Annotated in this window: 20 protein-coding genes and 1 riboswitch; of the genes, 12 read left to right on the forward strand and 8 right to left on the reverse strand. The window is 62.6% G+C overall.

Going from position 1 to position 18,665, the window contains the following annotated elements:
* The first annotated feature begins 43 nt into the window (after positions 1 to 43).
* Positions 44 to 1,159, forward strand: coding sequence for a class I SAM-dependent RNA methyltransferase (locus ACGYKA_RS08525; RefSeq protein ID WP_394410583.1), 1,116 nt, complete (start codon positions 44 to 46; stop codon positions 1,157 to 1,159).
* A gap of 189 nt (positions 1,160 to 1,348) precedes the next feature.
* Here ACGYKA_RS08525 and ACGYKA_RS08530 read toward each other — a convergent pair whose 3' ends face one another.
* Together ACGYKA_RS08530 and fabB are read right to left on the reverse strand one after the other, a co-directional pair.
* Positions 1,349 to 2,140 (reverse strand): enoyl-ACP reductase, encoded by a 792-nt coding sequence (locus ACGYKA_RS08530; protein ID WP_394410580.1) that lies wholly within the window; start codon positions 2,138 to 2,140, stop codon positions 1,349 to 1,351.
* Positions 2,141 to 2,149: 9 nt separating this feature from the next.
* Entirely contained in the window at positions 2,150 to 3,379 is a 1,230-nt protein-coding gene (fabB, locus tag ACGYKA_RS08535) for a beta-ketoacyl-ACP synthase I (protein WP_394410578.1), read from the reverse strand.
* Between the two features lie 162 nt (positions 3,380 to 3,541).
* Here fabB and ACGYKA_RS08540 point away from each other — a divergent pair, with 162 nt between their 5' ends.
* Complete coding sequence (locus tag ACGYKA_RS08540; RefSeq protein WP_394410575.1) at positions 3,542 to 4,921, forward strand: NAD-dependent succinate-semialdehyde dehydrogenase; 1,380 nt, start codon at positions 3,542 to 3,544, stop codon at positions 4,919 to 4,921.
* Positions 4,922 to 4,986: 65 nt separating this feature from the next.
* Positions 4,987 to 5,589, forward strand: a complete 603-nt coding sequence (locus ACGYKA_RS08545) for an SDR family oxidoreductase (RefSeq protein ID WP_394410572.1) — start codon at positions 4,987 to 4,989, stop codon at positions 5,587 to 5,589.
* 59 nt (positions 5,590 to 5,648) lie between these two features.
* Here ACGYKA_RS08545 and fabA read toward each other — a convergent pair whose 3' ends face one another.
* Positions 5,649 to 6,158, reverse strand: coding sequence for a bifunctional 3-hydroxydecanoyl-ACP dehydratase/trans-2-decenoyl-ACP isomerase (gene fabA, locus ACGYKA_RS08550; protein ID WP_067261401.1), 510 nt, complete (start codon positions 6,156 to 6,158; stop codon positions 5,649 to 5,651).
* Positions 6,159 to 6,322: 164 nt separating this feature from the next.
* Between fabA and irrA the strand changes: the two genes are divergently transcribed.
* Positions 6,323 to 6,742 carry an iron response transcriptional regulator IrrA gene (gene irrA / locus ACGYKA_RS08555; RefSeq protein WP_067261468.1) on the forward strand — a complete coding sequence of 140 codons (420 nt, stop codon included), beginning with the start codon at positions 6,323 to 6,325 and terminating at the stop codon, positions 6,740 to 6,742.
* Positions 6,743 to 6,773: 31 nt separating this feature from the next.
* On the opposite strand, the gene ACGYKA_RS08560 is transcribed toward irrA, so the two are convergent.
* The 4 genes from ACGYKA_RS08560 to ACGYKA_RS08575 form a co-directional block, all read right to left on the reverse strand.
* Positions 6,774 to 7,391: a class I SAM-dependent methyltransferase gene (locus ACGYKA_RS08560; protein ID WP_394410569.1), complete on the reverse strand. Its 618-nt coding sequence runs from the start codon at positions 7,389 to 7,391 to the stop codon at positions 6,774 to 6,776.
* Between the two features lies 1 nt (position 7,392).
* On the reverse strand, positions 7,393 to 8,172 hold the full coding sequence (gene pssA, locus ACGYKA_RS08565; protein WP_067261404.1) for a CDP-diacylglycerol--serine O-phosphatidyltransferase: 780 nt from the start codon (positions 8,170 to 8,172) through the stop codon (positions 7,393 to 7,395).
* Between the two features lie 10 nt (positions 8,173 to 8,182).
* Complete coding sequence (locus tag ACGYKA_RS08570) at positions 8,183 to 8,875, reverse strand: phosphatidylserine decarboxylase (protein WP_394438592.1); 693 nt, start codon at positions 8,873 to 8,875, stop codon at positions 8,183 to 8,185.
* Positions 8,876 to 9,204: 329 nt separating this feature from the next.
* Complete coding sequence (locus ACGYKA_RS08575) at positions 9,205 to 10,074, reverse strand: hypothetical protein (RefSeq protein ID WP_394410566.1); 870 nt, start codon at positions 10,072 to 10,074, stop codon at positions 9,205 to 9,207.
* 122 nt (positions 10,075 to 10,196) lie between these two features.
* On the opposite strand from ACGYKA_RS08575, the gene miaB reads away from it, so the two are divergent.
* A complete protein-coding gene (miaB, locus tag ACGYKA_RS08580) occupies positions 10,197 to 11,501 on the forward strand; it encodes a tRNA (N6-isopentenyl adenosine(37)-C2)-methylthiotransferase MiaB (RefSeq protein ID WP_394417716.1) in 1,305 nt (434 codons plus the stop codon).
* A gap of 57 nt (positions 11,502 to 11,558) precedes the next feature.
* On the opposite strand, the gene ACGYKA_RS08585 is transcribed toward miaB, so the two are convergent.
* On the reverse strand, positions 11,559 to 11,903 hold the full coding sequence (locus tag ACGYKA_RS08585; RefSeq protein ID WP_209217356.1) for a hypothetical protein: 345 nt from the start codon (positions 11,901 to 11,903) through the stop codon (positions 11,559 to 11,561).
* A 457-nt stretch (positions 11,904 to 12,360) separates the two neighbouring features.
* Here ACGYKA_RS08585 and ACGYKA_RS08590 point away from each other — a divergent pair, with 457 nt between their 5' ends.
* The 7 genes from ACGYKA_RS08590 to metK all read left to right on the forward strand — a co-directional run bounded on the left by ACGYKA_RS08590 (position 12,361) and on the right by metK (position 18,589).
* A complete protein-coding gene (locus ACGYKA_RS08590; RefSeq protein WP_394403167.1) occupies positions 12,361 to 12,903 on the forward strand; it encodes an OmpA family protein in 543 nt (180 codons plus the stop codon).
* Between the two features lie 13 nt (positions 12,904 to 12,916).
* The gene (locus ACGYKA_RS08595) at positions 12,917 to 13,240 is read left to right on the forward strand and encodes a hypothetical protein (protein ID WP_197470808.1); all 324 of its coding nucleotides are present in this window, start codon (positions 12,917 to 12,919) and stop codon (positions 13,238 to 13,240) included.
* 147 nt (positions 13,241 to 13,387) lie between these two features.
* The gene (locus tag ACGYKA_RS08600) at positions 13,388 to 14,377 is read left to right on the forward strand and encodes a PhoH family protein (RefSeq protein WP_394410560.1); all 990 of its coding nucleotides are present in this window, start codon (positions 13,388 to 13,390) and stop codon (positions 14,375 to 14,377) included.
* Complete coding sequence (ybeY, locus tag ACGYKA_RS08605) at positions 14,352 to 14,897, forward strand: rRNA maturation RNase YbeY (protein ID WP_394410557.1); 546 nt, start codon at positions 14,352 to 14,354, stop codon at positions 14,895 to 14,897. The genes ACGYKA_RS08600 and ybeY overlap by 26 nt, the downstream gene beginning before the upstream one ends.
* A 27-nt stretch (positions 14,898 to 14,924) precedes the next feature.
* Positions 14,925 to 15,827 carry a hemolysin family protein gene (locus tag ACGYKA_RS08610; RefSeq protein WP_394410554.1) on the forward strand — a complete coding sequence of 301 codons (903 nt, stop codon included), beginning with the start codon at positions 14,925 to 14,927 and terminating at the stop codon, positions 15,825 to 15,827.
* Entirely contained in the window at positions 15,824 to 17,323 is a 1,500-nt protein-coding gene (gene lnt, locus ACGYKA_RS08615; RefSeq protein WP_394410551.1) for an apolipoprotein N-acyltransferase, read from the forward strand. Before ACGYKA_RS08610 ends, lnt begins: the two co-directional genes overlap by 4 nt.
* A 31-nt stretch (positions 17,324 to 17,354) precedes the next feature.
* A riboswitch (SAM-SAH riboswitch) is annotated at positions 17,355 to 17,403 on the forward strand.
* A 4-nt stretch (positions 17,404 to 17,407) separates the two neighbouring features.
* Entirely contained in the window at positions 17,408 to 18,589 is a 1,182-nt protein-coding gene (gene metK, locus ACGYKA_RS08620) for a methionine adenosyltransferase (RefSeq protein ID WP_394410548.1), read from the forward strand.
* Positions 18,590 to 18,665: the final 76 nt, after the last annotated feature.

Genomic DNA, 18,665 nt, shown 5'->3' on the forward strand with positions numbered 1-18,665 from the left:
TTTTCCCCTCGCACGCCGGCGCATTGGCGCTTATGCAGGGGCCATGGATACCCCAGATACATTCGAGATTTTCCTTGTCTGCCCGCCCGGGCTTGAGGATTTACTCTGCGCCGAAGCGCAGGAAAAAGGTTTTGCAGGCGCTCAGGCCCAGCCCGGTGGCGTGACCGTTCAGGGCGGCTGGCCCGAGGTCTGGCGCGCCAATCTGGAGTTGCGCGGTGCCGCACGGGTGCTGGCGCGGATCGGCGGTTTCATGGCCTTCCATCTGGCGCAGTTGGACAAACGCTGCCGGAAGTTCCCCTTCGGCGAGGTGCTGCGGGCCGATGTGCCGGTGAAGGTGCAGGTGACGAGCAAGGCTTCGAAGATCTATCACGCCGGGGCGGCAGCCCAACGGGTCGAGACGGCGCTGCGCGAGAGCCACGGGATCATGGTGGACGCCGAGGCGGCGCTGGTGCTGAAAGTGCGTATTCACGACAATCAGGTGACCTTCAGCCTCGATACCTCTGGCGAGGCGCTGCACAAGCGCGGCCACAAGGAGGCCGTGGGCAAGGCGCCAATGCGCGAGAACATGGCGGCACTGATGCTGCGCTCATGCGGCTATGCGCCCGGCGAGCCGGTGGTCGACCCAATGTGCGGCTCGGGCACGTTCCTGATTGAGGCGGCCGAGATCGCGGCGGGGCTGAAGCCCGGGCGCTCGCGCCGGTTTGCCTTCGAGGATCTGGCGAGTTTCGATGCCGGGGCGTGGGAAGAGATGCGCTCTGCCGGGGCGGAGGCCGAGCCTGCCCTGCGGTTCCACGGCTCCGACCGGGACGCGGGCGCGATCCGCATGAGCACGGCCAATGCCGACCGGGCCGGGGTGGGGGCGTGGTGCCACTTCGCCTGCCATGGGGCAGGGGAGGTGCAGCCGCCCGAAGGCCCGCCCGGGCTGGTGATCGTGAACCCGCCCTACGGAGGGCGGATCGGCAACAAGAAGCTGCTCTATCCGCTCTATGGGACGCTGGGCGAGACGCTGAAGGCGCGGTTCCGTGGCTGGCGGGTGGGGCTGGTGACCTCGGAGCCGCCGCTTGCCAAGGCGACCGGGCTGCCGTGGAAAGGGCAGGGGCCGGCGATTGCGCATGGCGGGATGAAAGTGTGGCTCTGGCAGACAGAGGCGTTGCGGTAGAGATCGAGGGCGAGCGCCTGCCCGTGGGGTGGCGATCCTGACGGTGATGCGTCCCACTTTATTGTGCAAAGTGAGCGCGCCCTCGCAAAGGCGCGCCTAGCCTCACCAAATCGCCTCCCCGCCGGGACGGGCAGGCGATGGCCCGGCGCCTGCGGCTTGATTCCGGGCCGGGGCCAGTCGAAGCCCGTCTTAAAGATGCTCCGCCTGCGGCATTCCCAGCACGTGGAAACCGCCATCCACGCGGATGATTTCGCCGGTCGTGCAGGCGCCTGCGTCGGATGCCAGATAGACCGCCGTGCCGCCCACAGCCTCCAGCGTCGCATTGGACCGCAGCGGCGCATTCTGATCCGTATGCTTATAGGTCTTGCGCGCGCCACCAATCGCGGCCCCCGCCAGCGTCTTCATCGGCCCCGGCGAAATCGCGTTCACCCGGATGCCTTCCGGCCCCAGATCATTCGCCAGATAGCGCGTCGCGCTTTCCAGCGCCGCCTTGGCCACACCCATCACGTTGTAATTCGGCGTGACCCGGTTCGACCCCATGTAGGTCAGCGTCATCAGCGTGCCGCCGTTGTCCTTCATCAGCGGATGCGCGCGGCGCGCCACGTCGATGAAGGAATAGGCCGAGATATCCATGGAGTTCTTGAAGTTCGCCCGGCTGGTGTTCAAAAACCGCCCCGTCAGTTCGGACTTGTCCGAGAAAGCAATGGCATGCACGACGAAGTCGATCGTCGGCCAACGCGCGCCCAGCTCCTCGAAAGCGCGGTCGAGCGAGGCGTCGTCGGTCACATCGACATCGACCATGAAGTTCGAGCCAACGCTCTGCGCCAGCGGCTCCAGCCGCTTGCCAAAGGCTTCGCCCTGGTAGGTGAAGGCCAGTTCCGCCCCGGCCTCGGCCATCGCCTTGGCGATGCCCCAGGCGATGGAGCGTTCATTGGCCACACCCATGACGAGGCCGCGTTTTCCTGCAAGCAATCCAGACATCCCGCGCCCTCAGCCTTGGTATTTCGACAGGATCATCGACCCGTTGGTGCCGCCGAACCCGAAGGAGTTCGTCATCACCGAGTCGAGGCCCGCATTGTCGACCCGCTCCAGCGCAATCTCGGAGGGATCGAGCGCCGGGTCGAGGTTTTGCACATTGATCGACCGTGCGATGAAATCATTATCCAGCATCAGCAGCGAGAAGATCGCCTCCAGCGCGCCGGCAGCGCCCTGCGCATGGCCGGTCATCGACTTGGTGGAACTGACGGGCGGGGTGTTGCCCTGGCCGAAGACGCGGCGCACGGCCTCGATCTCGCCCACGTCACCCACCGGGGTCGAGGTGCCATGGGCGTTGATGTAGCCCACCTTGCGGCCCTCGGGGAGGGTTTCCAAAGCCAGACGCATGGCACGCTCGCCGCCTTCGCCGGAAGGAGCGACCATGTCATGGCCGTCGCTGGTGGCGGCATAGCCGGTCACCTCGGCATAGATTTTCGCGCCGCGCGCCAGCGCGTGGTCGAGGTCTTCCAGCACCAGCATCCCGCCGCCGCCGGAGATCACGAAGCCGTCGCGATCCGCGTCGAAGGCGCGGCTCGCCGTCTCGGGCGCATCGTTGTATTTGGAGGACATCGCCCCCATCGCGTCGAAGAGGCAGCTGAGCGTCCAATCCAACTCCTCGCCGCCGCCGGCGAACATCACGTCTTGCTTGCCCAGCGTGATCTGCTCGGCCGCGTTGCCGATGCAATGCAGGGAGGTAGAACAGGCCGAGGTGATGGAATAGTTGATGCCCTTGATCTTGAACGCGGTCGAGAGGTTCGCGCTGACGGTCGAAGACATGCACTTGGGCACGGCAAAGGGCCCGATGCGCTTGGTCGCCCCGGTGTCCTTCACGATGTTATGTGCGGCGAACATGGCCGAGGTCGACGGCCCGCCGGAGCCTGCCACCAGACCGGTGCGCGGGTTGCTGATCTGCGCCTCGTCGAGGCCCGCATCCTTGATCGCCTGATCCATGGCGACATAGGCATAGCCCGCGCCTGGCCCCATGAAACGCAAGGTGCGCTTGTCGATGTGATCGGCCAGATTGATCTTCAGCGTCCCTGCCACGCGGCTGCGGAACCCGTGTTCGGCCATCTCCGGGCTGGCTTCGATCCCGGAGGTGCCGTTTTTCAGTGCTTCGAGCACTTCTTCGGCGTTGTTTCCGATGGATGAGACAATCCCCAACCCTGTGACGACGACGCGGCGCATGCGCAGCACTCCTTTGTTTTGGCAGCCCCGGTGTATGCCAGCACGCCCATACGGCGCAAGCGGTTTGCCGATCCTCTGCGCGCGAAGGTCGCGGTCAAGGTTCTGTGATGGAACGGGGCGGTGGCAGGCGGTGTTGGCTTCACGAGACAAAAGGAGATTAGAATGCCCAAGATCAATACGGTAAATCCCGCCACCGAAGAGGTGCTCGACACCTATGACGTGATGTCCGAAACCGAAGCGACCCAAGCGGTCGAGGCCACGCATGAGGCGTTTAAGGAATGGCGCAAGCTGACCCATGCCGAACGCGCGCCCTATCTGAAAAAGATCGCCGAGAAGCTGCGCGAAAATAAGGAAAGCCTGTCGGAACTGATGACCCGCGAGGTCGGCAAGCTCTACAAAGACGGGCTGACCGAGGTCGAACTCTGCGCCCAGATCTTCGAATATACCGCTGAGAACGGCCCCGACATGCTGAAGGATGAAGAGCGTAAACACGCGGGCGGCAAGAAGCGCGGTGTGGTGACCTATCAGCCCATCGGCGTGATCTATCAGATCCAGCCGTGGAACTTCCCCCTCTACCAACCCGTGCGCGTGCTGGCCGCGAACCTGATGACCGGCAACGGCTGCGTCCTGAAACACGCGGAAATCTGCACCGGCAGCGGGCTGCGTTTGAAAGAGCTTTGCGAAGAAGCGGGCCTGCCCAAAGACCTGTTCAACGTTATCATCATCGACCACGATACCTCCGACGAGCTGATCGGCCATAAGTTGGTGCGCGGCGTGACCATGACCGGCTCTGACAGCGCGGGCAGCCATATCGGTGCCGAGGCCGCGAAACATCTCAAGAAATCCGTCCTCGAACTGGGCTCGAACGACGCCTATCTTGTGCTCGACGACGCCGATATCGAAACGGCGGTGAAATTCTCGACCATGGGGCGACTTTATAACAACGGCCAGACCTGCGTGTCGGCCAAGCGTTTCATCGTGACCGAGAAGAATTACGACGCTTTCGTGAGCGCCTATGTCGATGCGATGAAAGCGATCCCGATGGGCGATCCGATGGACGAAGACACCAAGCTCGGGCCGCTGTCGAGCCAAGAGCAGTTCGAATCCGTCCGCGATCAGGTGAAAGAGAGTGTTGAGAAGGGCGCCAAGGTGCTTTGCGGTGGCGAAGTGCCCGACCGCACGGGTGCCTATTATCCCGCGACCGTTCTGGCCGAGGTCAAGCCGGGCATGCCAGCCTATGACGATGAGATCTTCGGCCCCGTCGCCTCGGTCATCCGGGCGAAGGATGACGAAGACGCGATGCGCATTGCCAATGACAGTCGCTATGGTCTGGGCGGCGGCATCTTCTGCACGGATGAAGAGCACGCCCTGCGCCTTGCGCGGGATGAGTTCGACACCGGCATGGTGCGGATCAACAACTTTGGCGCCGCCGATCCGAATATGCCCTTCGGCGGGGTAAAGAATTCCGGCTACGGGCGCGAACACGGCGGCTTTGGCATGAAAGAGTTCGTCAACGCCAAGTCGATTTTCCTGCCGTCGTAACCGGAAAAGGCGGGCGGCGCGAGGCGCCGCTCGCCCGTATCAAACTAAATTCCGAGAGGTTCCATATGACCATGAAAATACTTGTCGCCGGTGCGACCGGCAAAACCGGGCGTCTGCTCGTCAGTGAATTGAAAGACCGCGGGGCCGAGCCCATCGCACTGGTGCGCGACGGCTCCGATACCTCTGTTCTGCCCGAGGGCACCGAAGAGCGGAAAGGCAATCTGACCAACCTGCAAACGGGTGTATGCGACGGTGTAGACGCCGTTGTTTTTGCCGCCGGATCAGGCGGCAGCACCGGGCCGGAGATGACCGAAAAGGTTGACCGCGAAGGCGCGCAGCGTCTGGTCGATCTGGCCCGCGAGGCTAAGGTCGACCGCTTCGTGATGCTGAGTTCGGTGGGCGCCGATAACCCGCCTGAGGATCATGAGATGACACATTACCTCAAGGCGAAACAGGCGGCGGATGAACATCTACAGGCCTCTGGCTTGACCCATTCGATCCTGCGGCCCGTGGCGCTGACCGATGACCCCAAGACCAATGCGGTCAATCTGGGCGAGGGGGTCGATCAAAAGGGCGAGGCGCATCGTGCCGATGTGGCAGCCGTGCTGGCCGAGGCCGCGGTTACCGGGCGCTATGACGGTAAGGTGCAGGAAATGCAGACGCTTTGAGCGACAATGCAAAAGGGGGCCGCGCGGCCCCCTTTTCATATCCGTAAAGTCGCAGCGCTTCAACTCTCGCTAAGGGCGACTTTCATGTCTTTTACTTGATAGATCACCTCGCCATCGGCTTCGACGATGCCGTCGGCCACGCCCATGGTCAGGCGGCGGGTTTGGATCGCCTTAGTGAAATCAATCTTATAAGTCAGCATCTTGCGGTCCGGGCGCACCATCCCGGTGAGCTTCACCTCGCCTACCCCAAGCGCATAGCCGCGCCCCTGCCAGCCGCGCCAGCCGAGGTTGAAGCCCGTGAGCTGCCACAGACCGTCAAGGCCAAGACAGCCGGGCATGATTGGGTTGCCGGGGAAGTGGCATTCAAAGAACCACAGGTCGGGGGTGATATCGAACTCGGCGGTGATATGGCCCTTGCCATGAGCGCCGCCATCGGCCGAGACATCGGTGATCCGGTCCATCATGAGCATCGGCGGGGCGGGAAGCTGTGCGTTGCCGGGGCCGAAAAGCTCACCGCGGGCGCATTTCAGCAGATCTTCCTTGTCGAAACTCGTGGGGTAGTCGGCCATCCTGCGGCTCTCCTGCTGCTCTGTTATAACATCCGGCCCCGTTTAGCACCCCGCCGCCGCGTGCCGCAAGGGCCGCGGCAGGGACGCTGCGACGATTGGTGCATGGTTTTCAATTGAAAACCGGGGATTTCCTCCTTTATATGACCCTGAAAGGCAGGGAACTGATGTCCGCAGAGGTACAAGAGGTCGGAACGCGCTGGTTGGCTCAGGCCGGGCTGCGCCCCACGCGCCAACGTGTTACGCTGGCGAGCCTTTTGGTGGGCGATGGGCAAGACCGCCACGTCACCGCCGAAAGCCTGTTCGAGGCCGCGAAGGGGCAGGGCGAAGCCGTGTCGCTGGCCACGGTCTATAACACCCTGCGTGCATTTTGCGATGCGGGGCTGTTGCAGGAAGTGACCGTCGATGGCTCGAAAAGCTATTTCGATACCAACACTCACGACCACCCGCATTTCTTTTGGGAAGACGACAGCAAGCTGACCGATGCGCCCTCGGAAGAGTTGGTGATCGCACAGCTTCCTGACGCGCCCGAGGGGGCCGAGATTGCCTCGGTCGATGTGGTGATCCGGCTGCGCCGGAAGACCTGAACCGGCGGGGCAACCCCCGCCGCCTGCGTGATCAGCCGCGTTTTCGCAGTACCAGAAAGGTCATCATGCCCATGGGCGGCAGGGCGCGTTCGTCTTCGACCTCCAGCGCATCTTGTTGCAACACGGTTTCCATCTCGAAATCAGAATGCCAGCCGAGCGTATTGGCAAAGGGGGCCGAGACTTTCTCAAGAAAGCCCAGCACCCCCGTGGTGCGCATGAAATGGTTGGCGATGACCACCTGACCACCGGGTTTGAGCACGCGGGCGATTTCCTCCATCACGCGCTCGGGTTCGGGCACCACGGACAGCACATGCATCGCAGCAACCGTGTCGAAACTGGCATCGGGGAAGTCGAGGTCGCGCGCGTCCATCTGGCGCAGGTCAGCTACATGTTGCAGCCCTTCACGGGTGACGCGCTGGCGGGCCTTGGCAAGCATCTCGTCGCTGAAATCGATGCCCGTGACGGAGAGGTGCGGCGCGTAGTGGGGCAAGGACAGGCCGGTGCCGACACCCACTTCGAGGACAGAGCCGCTGCCCTTGTTGATATGGGCCACGACATGGCGGCGACCGCCACTGGTCAGCGCGCCGAAGGTCTTGTCGTAGATCGGTGCCCAACGGGCATAGGATGTCTCGACCGCCTTGATGTCCATTTCAATTCCTTTTGGTTAAACTCGTTTTCCGTGCTCTCAAAAGCCCCCAGATCACCATGCCGATATAGGCCAAGCAGAGCACGACGAGCGTGGTCCAAGCGTAGGTGGCCAAGGCGGCGGCGAAAATTGCCACGCCCACCAGCAGGTATTTCACATGGCGTCGGGAGACTTTGGTGGTTTTGAAAGACCATGTGGGGATGCGGCTGATCATCAGAAATCCAATCAGCACCATATGCAGGCAGATCATCCAATCCGGCAGAATGGGCCGGTTGTGAAAGGCAAAGGACAGGGTCATCGGCAAGAGCACCAGCAGCGCGCCTGCGGGCGAGGGGATGCCGGTGAAGAAGGAACCGGATTCGCCCACCGCGTCGCCGTTCTTGGCCTTGGCCGCTTCGGCCTTGTCGTTGACGTTAAACCGCGCCAGCCGCACCACGCAGCAGACCGCGTAGACGAGCACGGAAATCCACGCCGCGCTGCGCATGTCTTGCAGCGCCCAGAAATAGAGGATCAGCGGCGGGGCCACGCCGAAGTTCAGGAAATCGGCCAGCGAGTCCAATTCCGCCCCCATCGGGCTGGAAGACCGCAAAAGCCGCGCAAGCCGCCCGTCCAACCCATCCAGCACGCAGGCCAGAAGGATCAGTTGCACTGCCAGCACATAGTTGCCCTGCACCCCAAAGCGGATCGCCGAAAGCCCTGCGCAAATCGCGGTGATCGTCAGCGCATTGGGCAGAAGCTGGATCAGCGCAAGGTCTGCGCCGGTCTTTTCAGAAGGGGGGCGCATGGGGTCTTTCCTAAAGCGGGGCGGTCTCTATGACCGGCTGTTTCAACTCGGCCAGCACGGTTTCCCCGGCGACCATGGTCTGCCCGATACGCACCATCGGGTCGACGCCTTCGGGCAGGTAAACATCTAGCCGGGAGCCAAAGCGGATCAAGCCGAAGCGTTCGCCGGTCTCAAGCCCGTCGCCGGATTTCACGAAACAGACGATGCGCCGCGCCACGAGGCCCGCGATCTGCACCACGGCAATGTCCCGCCCGTCGTCCATGCGGATGCACAGGCTGTTGCGCTCATTGTCGGCGCTGGCCTTGTCGAGCGAGGCGTTGAAGAACTTGCCCGGTCGGTAGGCCACGGCCTGCACCTTGCCCGCGACGGGGGCGCGGTTGATGTGGCAGTTAAAGACGCTCATGAAGACGCTGACGCGGGTCAGCGGCACATCCGGCATCCCCAGCTCGGCGGGCGGCACCGCAGGCTCGATCAGTGAGACGATGCCGTCGGCAGGGCTGACGATCAGGTCGGGCCGGTCCGGGATCACGCGCTCGGGGTCGCGGAAGAAGTAGTAGCACCAGATCGTCAGGCCGACGCCGATCCAGCCGAGGACTTCTTCGATGGCGAAGAGCACAAGCGTGACAGCGGCGAAGATCGCCACGAATTTGATGCCCTCGCGGTGCATCGGTTTGATGAATGTGTCGAGCAAGTTGACGGCCATCGGACCCTCCCGTTCAGGCTGTCTTCCGTCATAGGTGCATGGCGGGTGAGTGCAAGGAGGTTTTAGGTGGGCGCGTTTTTTGGGCGGTTGCGGGCTGAACGGTGAGGGTCGCGGATACCGGCGGCGTCTTGTCCGGGCATCGAAAAGGTTAGCCGCCATGTGCTGAGGGTGTCGCCCTCCCTGGTGGGCGAGGAGCGGTCGCGTGGTGTGGGGCGGTCATTCTGGACCGTGGCTGGGCCGTATGCCGAAACTTTGCAAGATCGCCCTCCGGGGGGAGGGAGGGCGATGCCCGTGGTTCCCACGGGCGGGACAGTTCAGAGGGGCCGCGCTCAAAACCACTGCCCCGGCTCCATCAAACCCAAATCCATCAACTGCCGGGAATGCCACTCGAACGGCTCGGAGTTGTGCCACTGGAATGTGGGGATGTCATAGCGGCTGCCGGGATTGCGCTTCAGCGCCTTGGCCGTGCGGAACGAGCAGATCGCCGCCGTGACGTTGTGATGCCATTCGCAGGCGTAGGTGTTGTATTCCTCGTCGTTGAACGTGTGGTCGCCGCGCAGCTTCAGCCCCGGTTTGGCGCGAAACAGCGGAATACGGTCGATCTTGCGGCTTTGCGGCGGTACATGTTCCTCGAACCGCCAGCGCAGCCCGCCAAAGAAATCAAGCTGCCGTTCCTTGGGATGCCCCTGCCGGGCCGCATCCTTGCGTGCCAGCGCGTAATAGCCCGAGCGGTCCAAATGCGCCTGCTCGAGTGAAACGGCATTGGGGTATTGCTTGAGGTCCAGCGCATAGAGGTCCACCACATAGGCCAGCATGGAATCGCGCCGCTCTTCGCTGTGAAAGGCCAGCAATTCCTTGACGTTACGTGTCTCGCTGAAGGGGTGGAACAGGTATTCGGCGTTGTAGCAGTAATAAAGCCATTGCCCCGGCACCGCCGCGATCATGCGGTTCACGGCCCGCTCCAACGCGGCTTCGGCAGTGGTGTCATAATCGACCCGCAGCACGCTTCCCTCTAGGTCGCGGGGCAGGTCAAAGCCGGGCGGCATCAGCGCCACGACGCTGTCGAACCCCGCCTGCTGGTGGTGGCGCAGGGTGGTGTCGACCTCAACCTCATCCTCGACCAAAATCATGGCGATAGGGCCTGCGTTCAGCGCCGTGCGGGCCTCTTTGATAAGCTGGTCGAGATCGCGATACCGCATAGGCCCCCGCTGGAATTTGCCGGCGGTAAAGTCGGCCAATTCCGGGTGCATTGCAAGACGCGGCCACCGCTGTTAGACGACGCCATCTGCCCGAAATCCGTCAAAACCCTTGGATGCCCGCCATGACCCAACCGAAAAAGCTGTTCATCAAGACCTATGGTTGCCAGATGAACGTCTATGACAGCGAACGCATGGCCGAGAGCCTGGGCGGGCAGGGCTATGTCACCACCGACCGCGCCGATGACGCGGATATGATCCTGCTCAACACCTGCCACATTCGCGAGAAGGCGGCGGAGAAGGTCTATTCCGAACTGGGCCGTCTGAAGCCGCTGAAAGACGCGCGGCCCGATCTGAAGATCGGCGTGGCGGGCTGTGTGGCCCAAGCCGAGGGCGAAGAGATCATGCGCCGCCAGCCTGCCGTCGATCTGGTGGTCGGCCCGCAAAGCTACCACCGTCTGCCGGAGATGGAAGCGAAGGTACAGGGCGGGCAAAGCGCGCTCGACACCGATTTCCCGGCAGAAGACAAATTCGACCACCTCAAGGGCCGCCCCAAGGCGAAACGCGCCCCCGCGGCTTTCCTGACCGTGCAAGAGGGCTGCGACAAGTTCTGCGCCTTTTGCGTGGTGCCCTATACCCGCGGCGCCGAAGTCTCCCGCCCCGCCGAGAAGGTGTTGGACGAGGCCCGCGATCTCGTCGAGCGCGGCGTGCGCGAGGTCACCTTGCTGGGTCAGAACGTCAACGCCTACCACGGCGGCATGACGCTGGCCGGGTTGATCCGCGCGCTGGCCAAGATCGACGGGCTGGAGCGTATCCGCTACACCACCAGCCACCCCAACGACATGGGCGACGATCTGATCGCGGCCCATGGCGAAGTGTCTGAACTGATGCCCTATCTGCATCTGCCGGTGCAATCGGGCAGCGACCATATCCTGAAACGGATGAACCGAAGCCACACCGCCGAGAGCTACCTCAAACTGCTTGAGCGCATCCGCGAAGCACGGCCCGACATCGTGCTGTCGGGTGATTTCATCGTCGGCTTCCCGGAAGAGACCGAAGCGGATTTCGAGGCCACGATGGAGCTCGTCCGGCAGGTGCGCTACGGCTATGCCTATTCGTTCAAATACTCCACCCGCCCCGGCACGCCCGCCGCCGAACGCCCGCTGGTCGATCCAGCCGTGGCCGATGACCGTTTGCAGCGTCTGCAAGGGCTGATCACCCAGCACCAGCAGGAAATCCAGCAGTCGATGGTGGGACGCGAAGTCTCGGTTCTGGTTGAGAAGAAGGGCCGTCTACCCGGTCAGATGCTCGGCAAGTCGGAGTATCTGCATGCGGTGCATATCGAGGATAGCACGGCGCAGATCGGTGATATCCAGCGTGTGCGGGTGACCGAGGCCAAGACGAACTCTCTGGCCGCCGTTCTGGTCTGATCCGCAGCCCTAAGGGGGGTCTGCAACGGGTGCGCGTCGCCGCGCACCCTTGGCTTGTCAGTAGTTGTGTTTGCGGTGCGATGCGGCATCCGCAAAGATCCGCTTCATCGTCGCTTTCAGCCCCTCGGGGTTGCCGACGAGTGTGTGATCCCGGCAGACCCGTTCTGCCACGGCATGGGCGGTGGCAAAGTCATAGCCCACGGCCACGAGGCTATCCACGAAGACCGAGTTTGGCCGGTCCCAGATCACGTCGTTCCACGGGCCGCGGTAGCAGCTGACGTGGATCACATTGCCCGTGGGATGGGCCACACCTTGGTTGTGATAGGCGTATTTCACGCCCCCCGCGAAAGCGGGCAGGGCAAGCAGGCCGGTGACGGCGGTGGCGAGTAGCGTTTTCATCATAAGTTGGTCCCCCAGTTTTTATTGCAGCAATCAAGATCGGCAAAGCCGCGCGAAGTCCCACCCTCGCGATCCGATGGAACGAGGTTTAGGTCTAAAGGTGCGATTTTCAAGAAAATTCAATGGCAGGGGCTGTTGTTTGCGAACAATCCCAATGGCTTGCATGGGATTGTCGCCAAGCCGTCGTCAATGGCCTGTTTTCGGCGGATCGGGGCAGGGTGAAATGGCCGCTTTCCGAGGCCGTTTTGCCGCTACCCCGCGGTGGATTCGTTGTAAGCCTCCAAGGTTCGGCCACAAAATGTTGATTTCACAGCTTCACAGCGAGACCGTTTTTACCTAACCTGACCCTGTACTCAAAAGGCGCGGGTCCGGGGAGGGGTCGCATTTGCCAAAGATAAGAACCAGAAATTAGAATAGGACAAACGCTGTGGGACCCACTATTTCCAAAGCACTGCGCGCCATGGCCAGCCTGACGATGGCAGCGGCGCTGACCGTGGCCAGTACCTCGGCCGATGCGCAGACACCCTCGCAACAGGGCCGCGACAAGGGCGTTTACACGCCGACCATCTGGGTCGACCCGGATGGCTGTGAGCATTGGGTTATGGATGACGGGGCAGAGGGCTATATGACCCCCCATGTCACCCGGCAGGGCATTCCGGTGTGCCGCCGCGGCGATGTCTGCGGCGTGATGGAGGCGGATCAGTTCTTTGCCACCGACAAATACAGCATCTCGCCGCAAGGCCGGGCGCGGCTGGCGAACTTCTTCCAATCGACCGGGGCGGTATCCTATATCATCACCGGCCATACCGACAGCCGCGCGTCGGACGCCTATAACATGCGCCTGTCCTACAACCGGGCCAATGCTGTGGCGCGCATCGCCAATCAAGTGGGTGCCAAGATCGCCGATGTGCGGGGCTATGGCGAACGGATGCCCGCCGTGCCGAACAATTCCGCTGCGAACATGGCCAAGAACCGCCGTGTCGAAATCATCTGCATTCGCTGAAGGGACCGTAAAAGTGATTAAGACAAAACTTCTCATGGTCACAGCCTGTGCCGTCGGCCTTTCGGCCTGTACCGATTACGAAGGCGGTCTGGGCCGGGGCTACCCTTCGGACAAGACCTTTGACCGGGGCATCGACAAAAAGCACCTGAGCAACCTTCAGGCGGGCATCTGGGTCGATCCGAACGGTTGCGATCATTGGATCATCGACGACGGGGTCGAGGGCTATCTATCGGCACGGCTCGATAAATTCGGCAAGCCGGTCTGCTCGGGCGTAGCGCCACCGACACATACCGCAGGCCACTTCAAGGGTGGCTCCAACATCAAAGACCCGAACTGACCTTGGCGGGCCATATCACAGACCCCGGGCCGGAGCGCGTTGCGCTTCGGCCCTTTTTGTCGCGACGGGTTGGTAAATCGATCCGGTCTGACTATTTCAACATTTAGTGCTTCACAAAGGATACGCGCATTGCCTTCAACTGATCTGATGACACCGGAAACCGCGGCCGAACGGGTGGTGGAATTTCCCGACAACCGCCTTTTGATCGACCTCTGCGGCGCCTATGACGCGCATCTTGCGGCCATCGAAAAATCGCTTGAGGTGCAGATCATAAGGCGTGGCAACCAACTGCAGATTCTGGGCGAAGCCGAGGCTGTTGAGAAGGCTGAGAGCCTGCTCAATGCGCTCTATGTCCGGCTGGAAAGTGGCCGCGCGGTTGAACCTGCGGATGTGGACGGGCTGCTGCGTATGGGCAACTCCGGCGCGGGCACCGGCGTGCGTCAGGGTGACCAGCTTGAAATGCCGATCTCGGATGCGATCGAAATCCAGACCCGCAAGAAACGGGTTGAGCCGCGCACCGATGCGCAGAAAGCCTATGTGCAATCGCTCTTCGACAACGAACTGGCCTTCGGCATCGGCCCTGCGGGCACCGGCAAGACCTATCTGGCTGTCGCCGTGGGCGTGTCGATGTTCATCGGTGGCCATGTGGACCGGATCATCCTCAGCCGCCCCGCGGTCGAAGCGGGCGAGAAGCTGGGCTACCTGCCCGGCGACATGAAGGACAAGGTCGACCCCTATATGCAGCCGCTCTACGACGCGCTGAACGACTTTTTGCCGAGCAAGCAACTGGCCAAACTGCTAGAGGAAAAGCGCATTGAGATCGCGCCGTTGGCTTTCATGCGGGGCCGCACGCTGTCGAACGCTTTCGTGGTGCTGGACGAGGCGCAAAACGCCACTTCGATGCAGATGAAGATGTTCCTGACCCGCCTGGGGCAGAATTCGCGCATGGTGATCACCGGCGACCGGACCCAGATCGACCTGCCGCGCGGGGTGCAATCGGGGCTTCAGGATGCGGAGCGCTTGCTCAAGCAAATCCCCAGCATCAGCTTCAACTACTTCTCGTCCAAAGACGTGGTGCGCCATCCGCTGGTCGCCGCGATTATCGAAGCTTATGAGGCCGATAGCGGTGCCGCTTGACGTGATGCTGGAAGATTTCGACATCGTGATCGAAGACGACCGTTGGGCGGCGGTCGACCTTGAAACGCGCGCCCATGCCGCGGCGCGGGCTACCCTGGGCCACCTCGGTCTTGATGCCGAAGCCGCTGAGATGACCCTGCTGGCCTGCGACGACAGCCGCATCGCCGCGCTGAACGAAGACTTTCGCGGCAAGGCGCGGGCGACCAATGTGCTAAGCTGGCCTGCCGAGGAACGCGGGGCGGTCACCCCGGGCGGCGATCCGCTGCCTGTCGCCCCCGGCATTGACGGGATGCTCGAACTGGGCGACATCGCCTTGGCTTTCGAGACCTGCGCCGCCGAAGCCGAGGCGACGGAGAAGCCATTAGATGCTCATGTGACCCATTTAATCGTGCACGGGCTGTTGCATCTTCTGGGCTATGACCATGAAAATGACCCCGACGCGACGTTGATGGAGGGGTTGGAGCGCGAAATACTTGGCAAAATGGGTTATGATGACCCATATAAGGAAAATGGGCCTTGAGGGGCTTTGTAACACAGACGGGACCCAATGGGCGATACAGACGGATCATCTGACGCGGCGCAGAGCGCGCTGATAGATGAAGACAGACATGAGCAGCCGGATGATGGCGCGATGCGCACCGGCAATTTCTTTTCTCGGGTGTTCGAGGCGCTAAGCCCATCGGACAGCGAGGATGACACGCCAGAGACCTCGGCAGAGGCCGAGCGGCCCACGGGCCATGGCATGATGAACCTGCGCCGGATGCGGGTCGATGACGTGGCGATCCCAAAGGCGGATATCACCGCCGTGCCGGTCAGCGCCACGCTGGATGAACTGGTCTCGGTCTTCAAGGAAAGCGGGATGACCCGCCTGCCGGTCTATGATGGCACGCTCGACACGCCCGTTGGTATGGTCCACCTCAAAGACCTTGCGCTAAACCACGGTTTCAATGGCAAAAACACCAAGTTCGATCTGCGCACCCTGCTGCGGCCCTTGGTCTATGTGCCGCCGTCGATGACCATCGGCGTGCTGCTGACCAAGATGCAGGCCGAGCGGCGGCATATGGCCTTGGTGATCGACGAATATGGCGGTGTCGACGGGCTGGTGACCATCGAAGACCTGATCGAACAGGTCATAGGTGAGATCGAAGACGAACATGACGTCGATGAGGGCACCTATTGGACGGTCGAAAAGCCCGGCACTTATCTCGCGCTTGCCAAGACCCCGCTGGGGGATTTCGAGGCTGAGATTGGCCATTCCCTGACCGATCATGAGACCGTCGACGAGGAAGAGATCGACACGCTTGGCGGCTTGGTCTTCATGCTGTCGGGCCGCGTGCCTGCGCGGGGGGAGGTGGTCTTGCACCCCGATGGTCCAGAGTTCGAGGTGATCGACGCCGACCCGCGCCGCATCAAACGGTTGCGGGTCCGCACCCAAGGGGCCGGGGGATGAGGCAACGGCTGGCGATGCGGGGCCGGTTGCTGCTGGCCCCCCTCGCCGGGGCCATCGCAGCCTTCGGGCAAGCGCCTTATGAACTGCCTATTTTGCTCTTTGCCGGGCTGGTAGCCGCGTTCTGGCTGTTTCGCGCGCAGGCGGGCGGGCCGGCGCGGGTGGCGCTGCTGGGTTGGGGCTTTGGCTTTGGCTATTTCCTACATGCGCTGCAATGGATCGTCTCGCCCTTCATGGTCGATGTGGCGCGGCATGGGTGGATGGCGCCTTTTGCGCTGATCCTTCTGGCCGCGGGCATGGCGCTGTTCTGGGGGCTGGCCTTCGGCCTCGCCCGTTGGATCGCGCCGAAGCGTGGGCTGGCGCTGGCGCTGATTTGGGCGGCGGTGGAACTGCTGCGTGCCTATATCTTCACCGGCTTCCCATGGGCCATGCCCGCTCAAGGACTGGTCGGCGTGATGGCGGGGCAGGGCCTCGCTTGGGTCGGCCCCTATGCGCTGAACCTCTGGCTATTCGCCATTGCCGCGATCTTGCTGCTGCGCGGCCCTTTGAGCCTGCGGTTGGGGCAGGGAGCGTTGGCCTTGTCGACGGTGCTGCTGTTGCTGCTGCCCCCGCAAGCGCCGCCCGCGGTGCTGACCGAGAACGTGGTCCGTTTGGTGCAGCCCAATGCCGCGCAACGCGACAAGTGGAACCCTGATACCTTTGAATTCTATTTCTCCCGCCAGCTCGACTACACTGCCGCTGCGCCGGAAGACGAAGGCGCCGCCCCCGATCTGGTGATCTGGCCCGAGACCGCGATCCCTTGGTCGTTGGACATGGCGGGCAGCGCCTTGAATGAGATCGGCGCAGCCTCGGACGTGCCGGTGGTGCTGGGCGTGCAGCGCCGGTCGAACATGCGCTATTACAACTCGCTTGTTTTGTTGGACGAAGGCGGCGCGGTCGATCAGCTTTATGACAAACATCACCTCGTGCCCTTTGGCGAATATATGCCTTTGGGGGATCTGATGGCGCGTTTCGGCATCCACGGCCTTGCCGCGCAGGAGGGGAACGGCTTTTCCAGCGGCCCGGGGGCGCAGGTGTTGGATATGGGATCGCTCGGCGCCGCATTGCCGTTGATTTGCTACGAGGCCGTCTTTGCCCATGACGTGAACGCCGCCCCGGCGCGACCCGCCTTCCTGATGCAGGTCACCAATGACGCATGGTTCGGCAAGGCCGCAGGCCCGCGCCAGCATCTGGCCCAAGCGCGGATGCGCGCGATTGAGCAGGGGTTGCCCATGGCCCGGGCGGCCAATACCGGCATCTCGGCGATGATCGACCCGCAGGGGCGGGTGATCGCTTCGCTGCCGCTCAATTCCGCGGGCTTCATCGACGCGCCGCTGCCGGCGCCACTGGCGCCCACGCTCTACAGCCGCAGCGGCGATTTGCCTTTGACGCTGCTGCTGGCGCTCTGCCTTGGCGGGCTTGCCGTGGCCCGCCGTCGCAGCCCGGGGAATGCCGATTGACCATCCACCAGCGGTTGTCTAAGCCGTTGGGAGAGCACCACAACGGCTTCCTGACGTGGTGCGTAATTTTTATTGGAGCACTACATGTCCCGTCAGAACTATACTTTCACTTCGGAATCCGTTTCCGAGGGGCACCCGGATAAGGTCTGCGACCGGATTTCCGATGCCATCCTCGACGCTTTCATCAGCGAGGAACCCGAAGCGCGGGTCGCCGCCGAAACCTTTGCCACTACCAACCGCGTCGTGATCGGGGGCGAGGTCGGGCTGGCGAACAAGACCAAGCTCGATGAATATCTGGCGGGTGTTGAGGATATTGCCCGCGCCTGCATCAAAGACATCGGTTACGAGCAGGATGAGTTCCACCACGCGACATGTGAGATCACCAATCTGCTGCACCCGCAGTCGGCGCATATCGCCCAAGGCGTCGATGCCGCCGATGGCAAGGAAGAGGGCGCAGGCGATCAGGGCATCATGTTTGGTTTCGCCACCGACGAGACGCCCGAGTTGATGCCCGCCCCGATCCATTACGCCCATGCGATCCTGCGCCGTCTGGCCGAGGTGCGCAAAGACAGGACCGAGCCGACCCTGCGGCCCGATGCGAAAAGCCAACTTTCGGTGCGTTACGAGAACGGCAAACCGGTGGGCGTAAGCTCCATCGTGCTGTCGACCCAGCATGAGAGCGAAAGCCAGACCAGCGCCGATATCCGCGAGATCGTGGAGCCCTATATCCGAGAGGTTCTGCCCGAGGGGTGGATCGATGGCGATACCGTTTGGCATGTGAACCCCACCGGCGTCTTCGTGATCGGCGGGCCGGATGGCGACGCGGGCCTCACGGGCCGCAAGATCATCGTCGACACCTATGGCGGGGCCGCACCGCATGGCGGCGGTGCGTTCTCGGGCAAAGACCCGACCAAGGTCGACCGTTCGGCGGCCTATGTGGCGCGCTATCTGGCCAAGAACGTCGTGGCGGCGGGGCTGGCGAACAAATGCACCATCCAGCTGAGCTATGCGATTGGCGTGAGCGAGCCGCTGTCGATCTATTGCGACACCCATGGCACCGGTGACGTGCATGACGCCGCTATCGAGAAAGCGATCCGCCAGATCATCGACCTGACCCCACGTGGCATCCGTGAGCATTTGCAGTTGAACAAGCCGATCTATCAGCGCACGGCGGCTTATGGCCACTTTGGCCGCGCGCCCGACGCGGATGGCGGTTTCAGCTGGGAGCGCCGCGATCTGGTCGATCAGTTGAAAGCGGCTGTGTAGAGATATATGGGGGCGGTTTCGCACAAGGCCACGGGCTGCGAGGTGCAGTCCGTGGCCGGTTCCTTTTGCGGACGCA

It is taken from the genome of Sulfitobacter sp. 1A15106, from assembly GCF_043556995.1.
GTDB classification, from domain to species: Bacteria; Pseudomonadota; Alphaproteobacteria; order Rhodobacterales; family Rhodobacteraceae; genus Sulfitobacter; species Sulfitobacter faviae.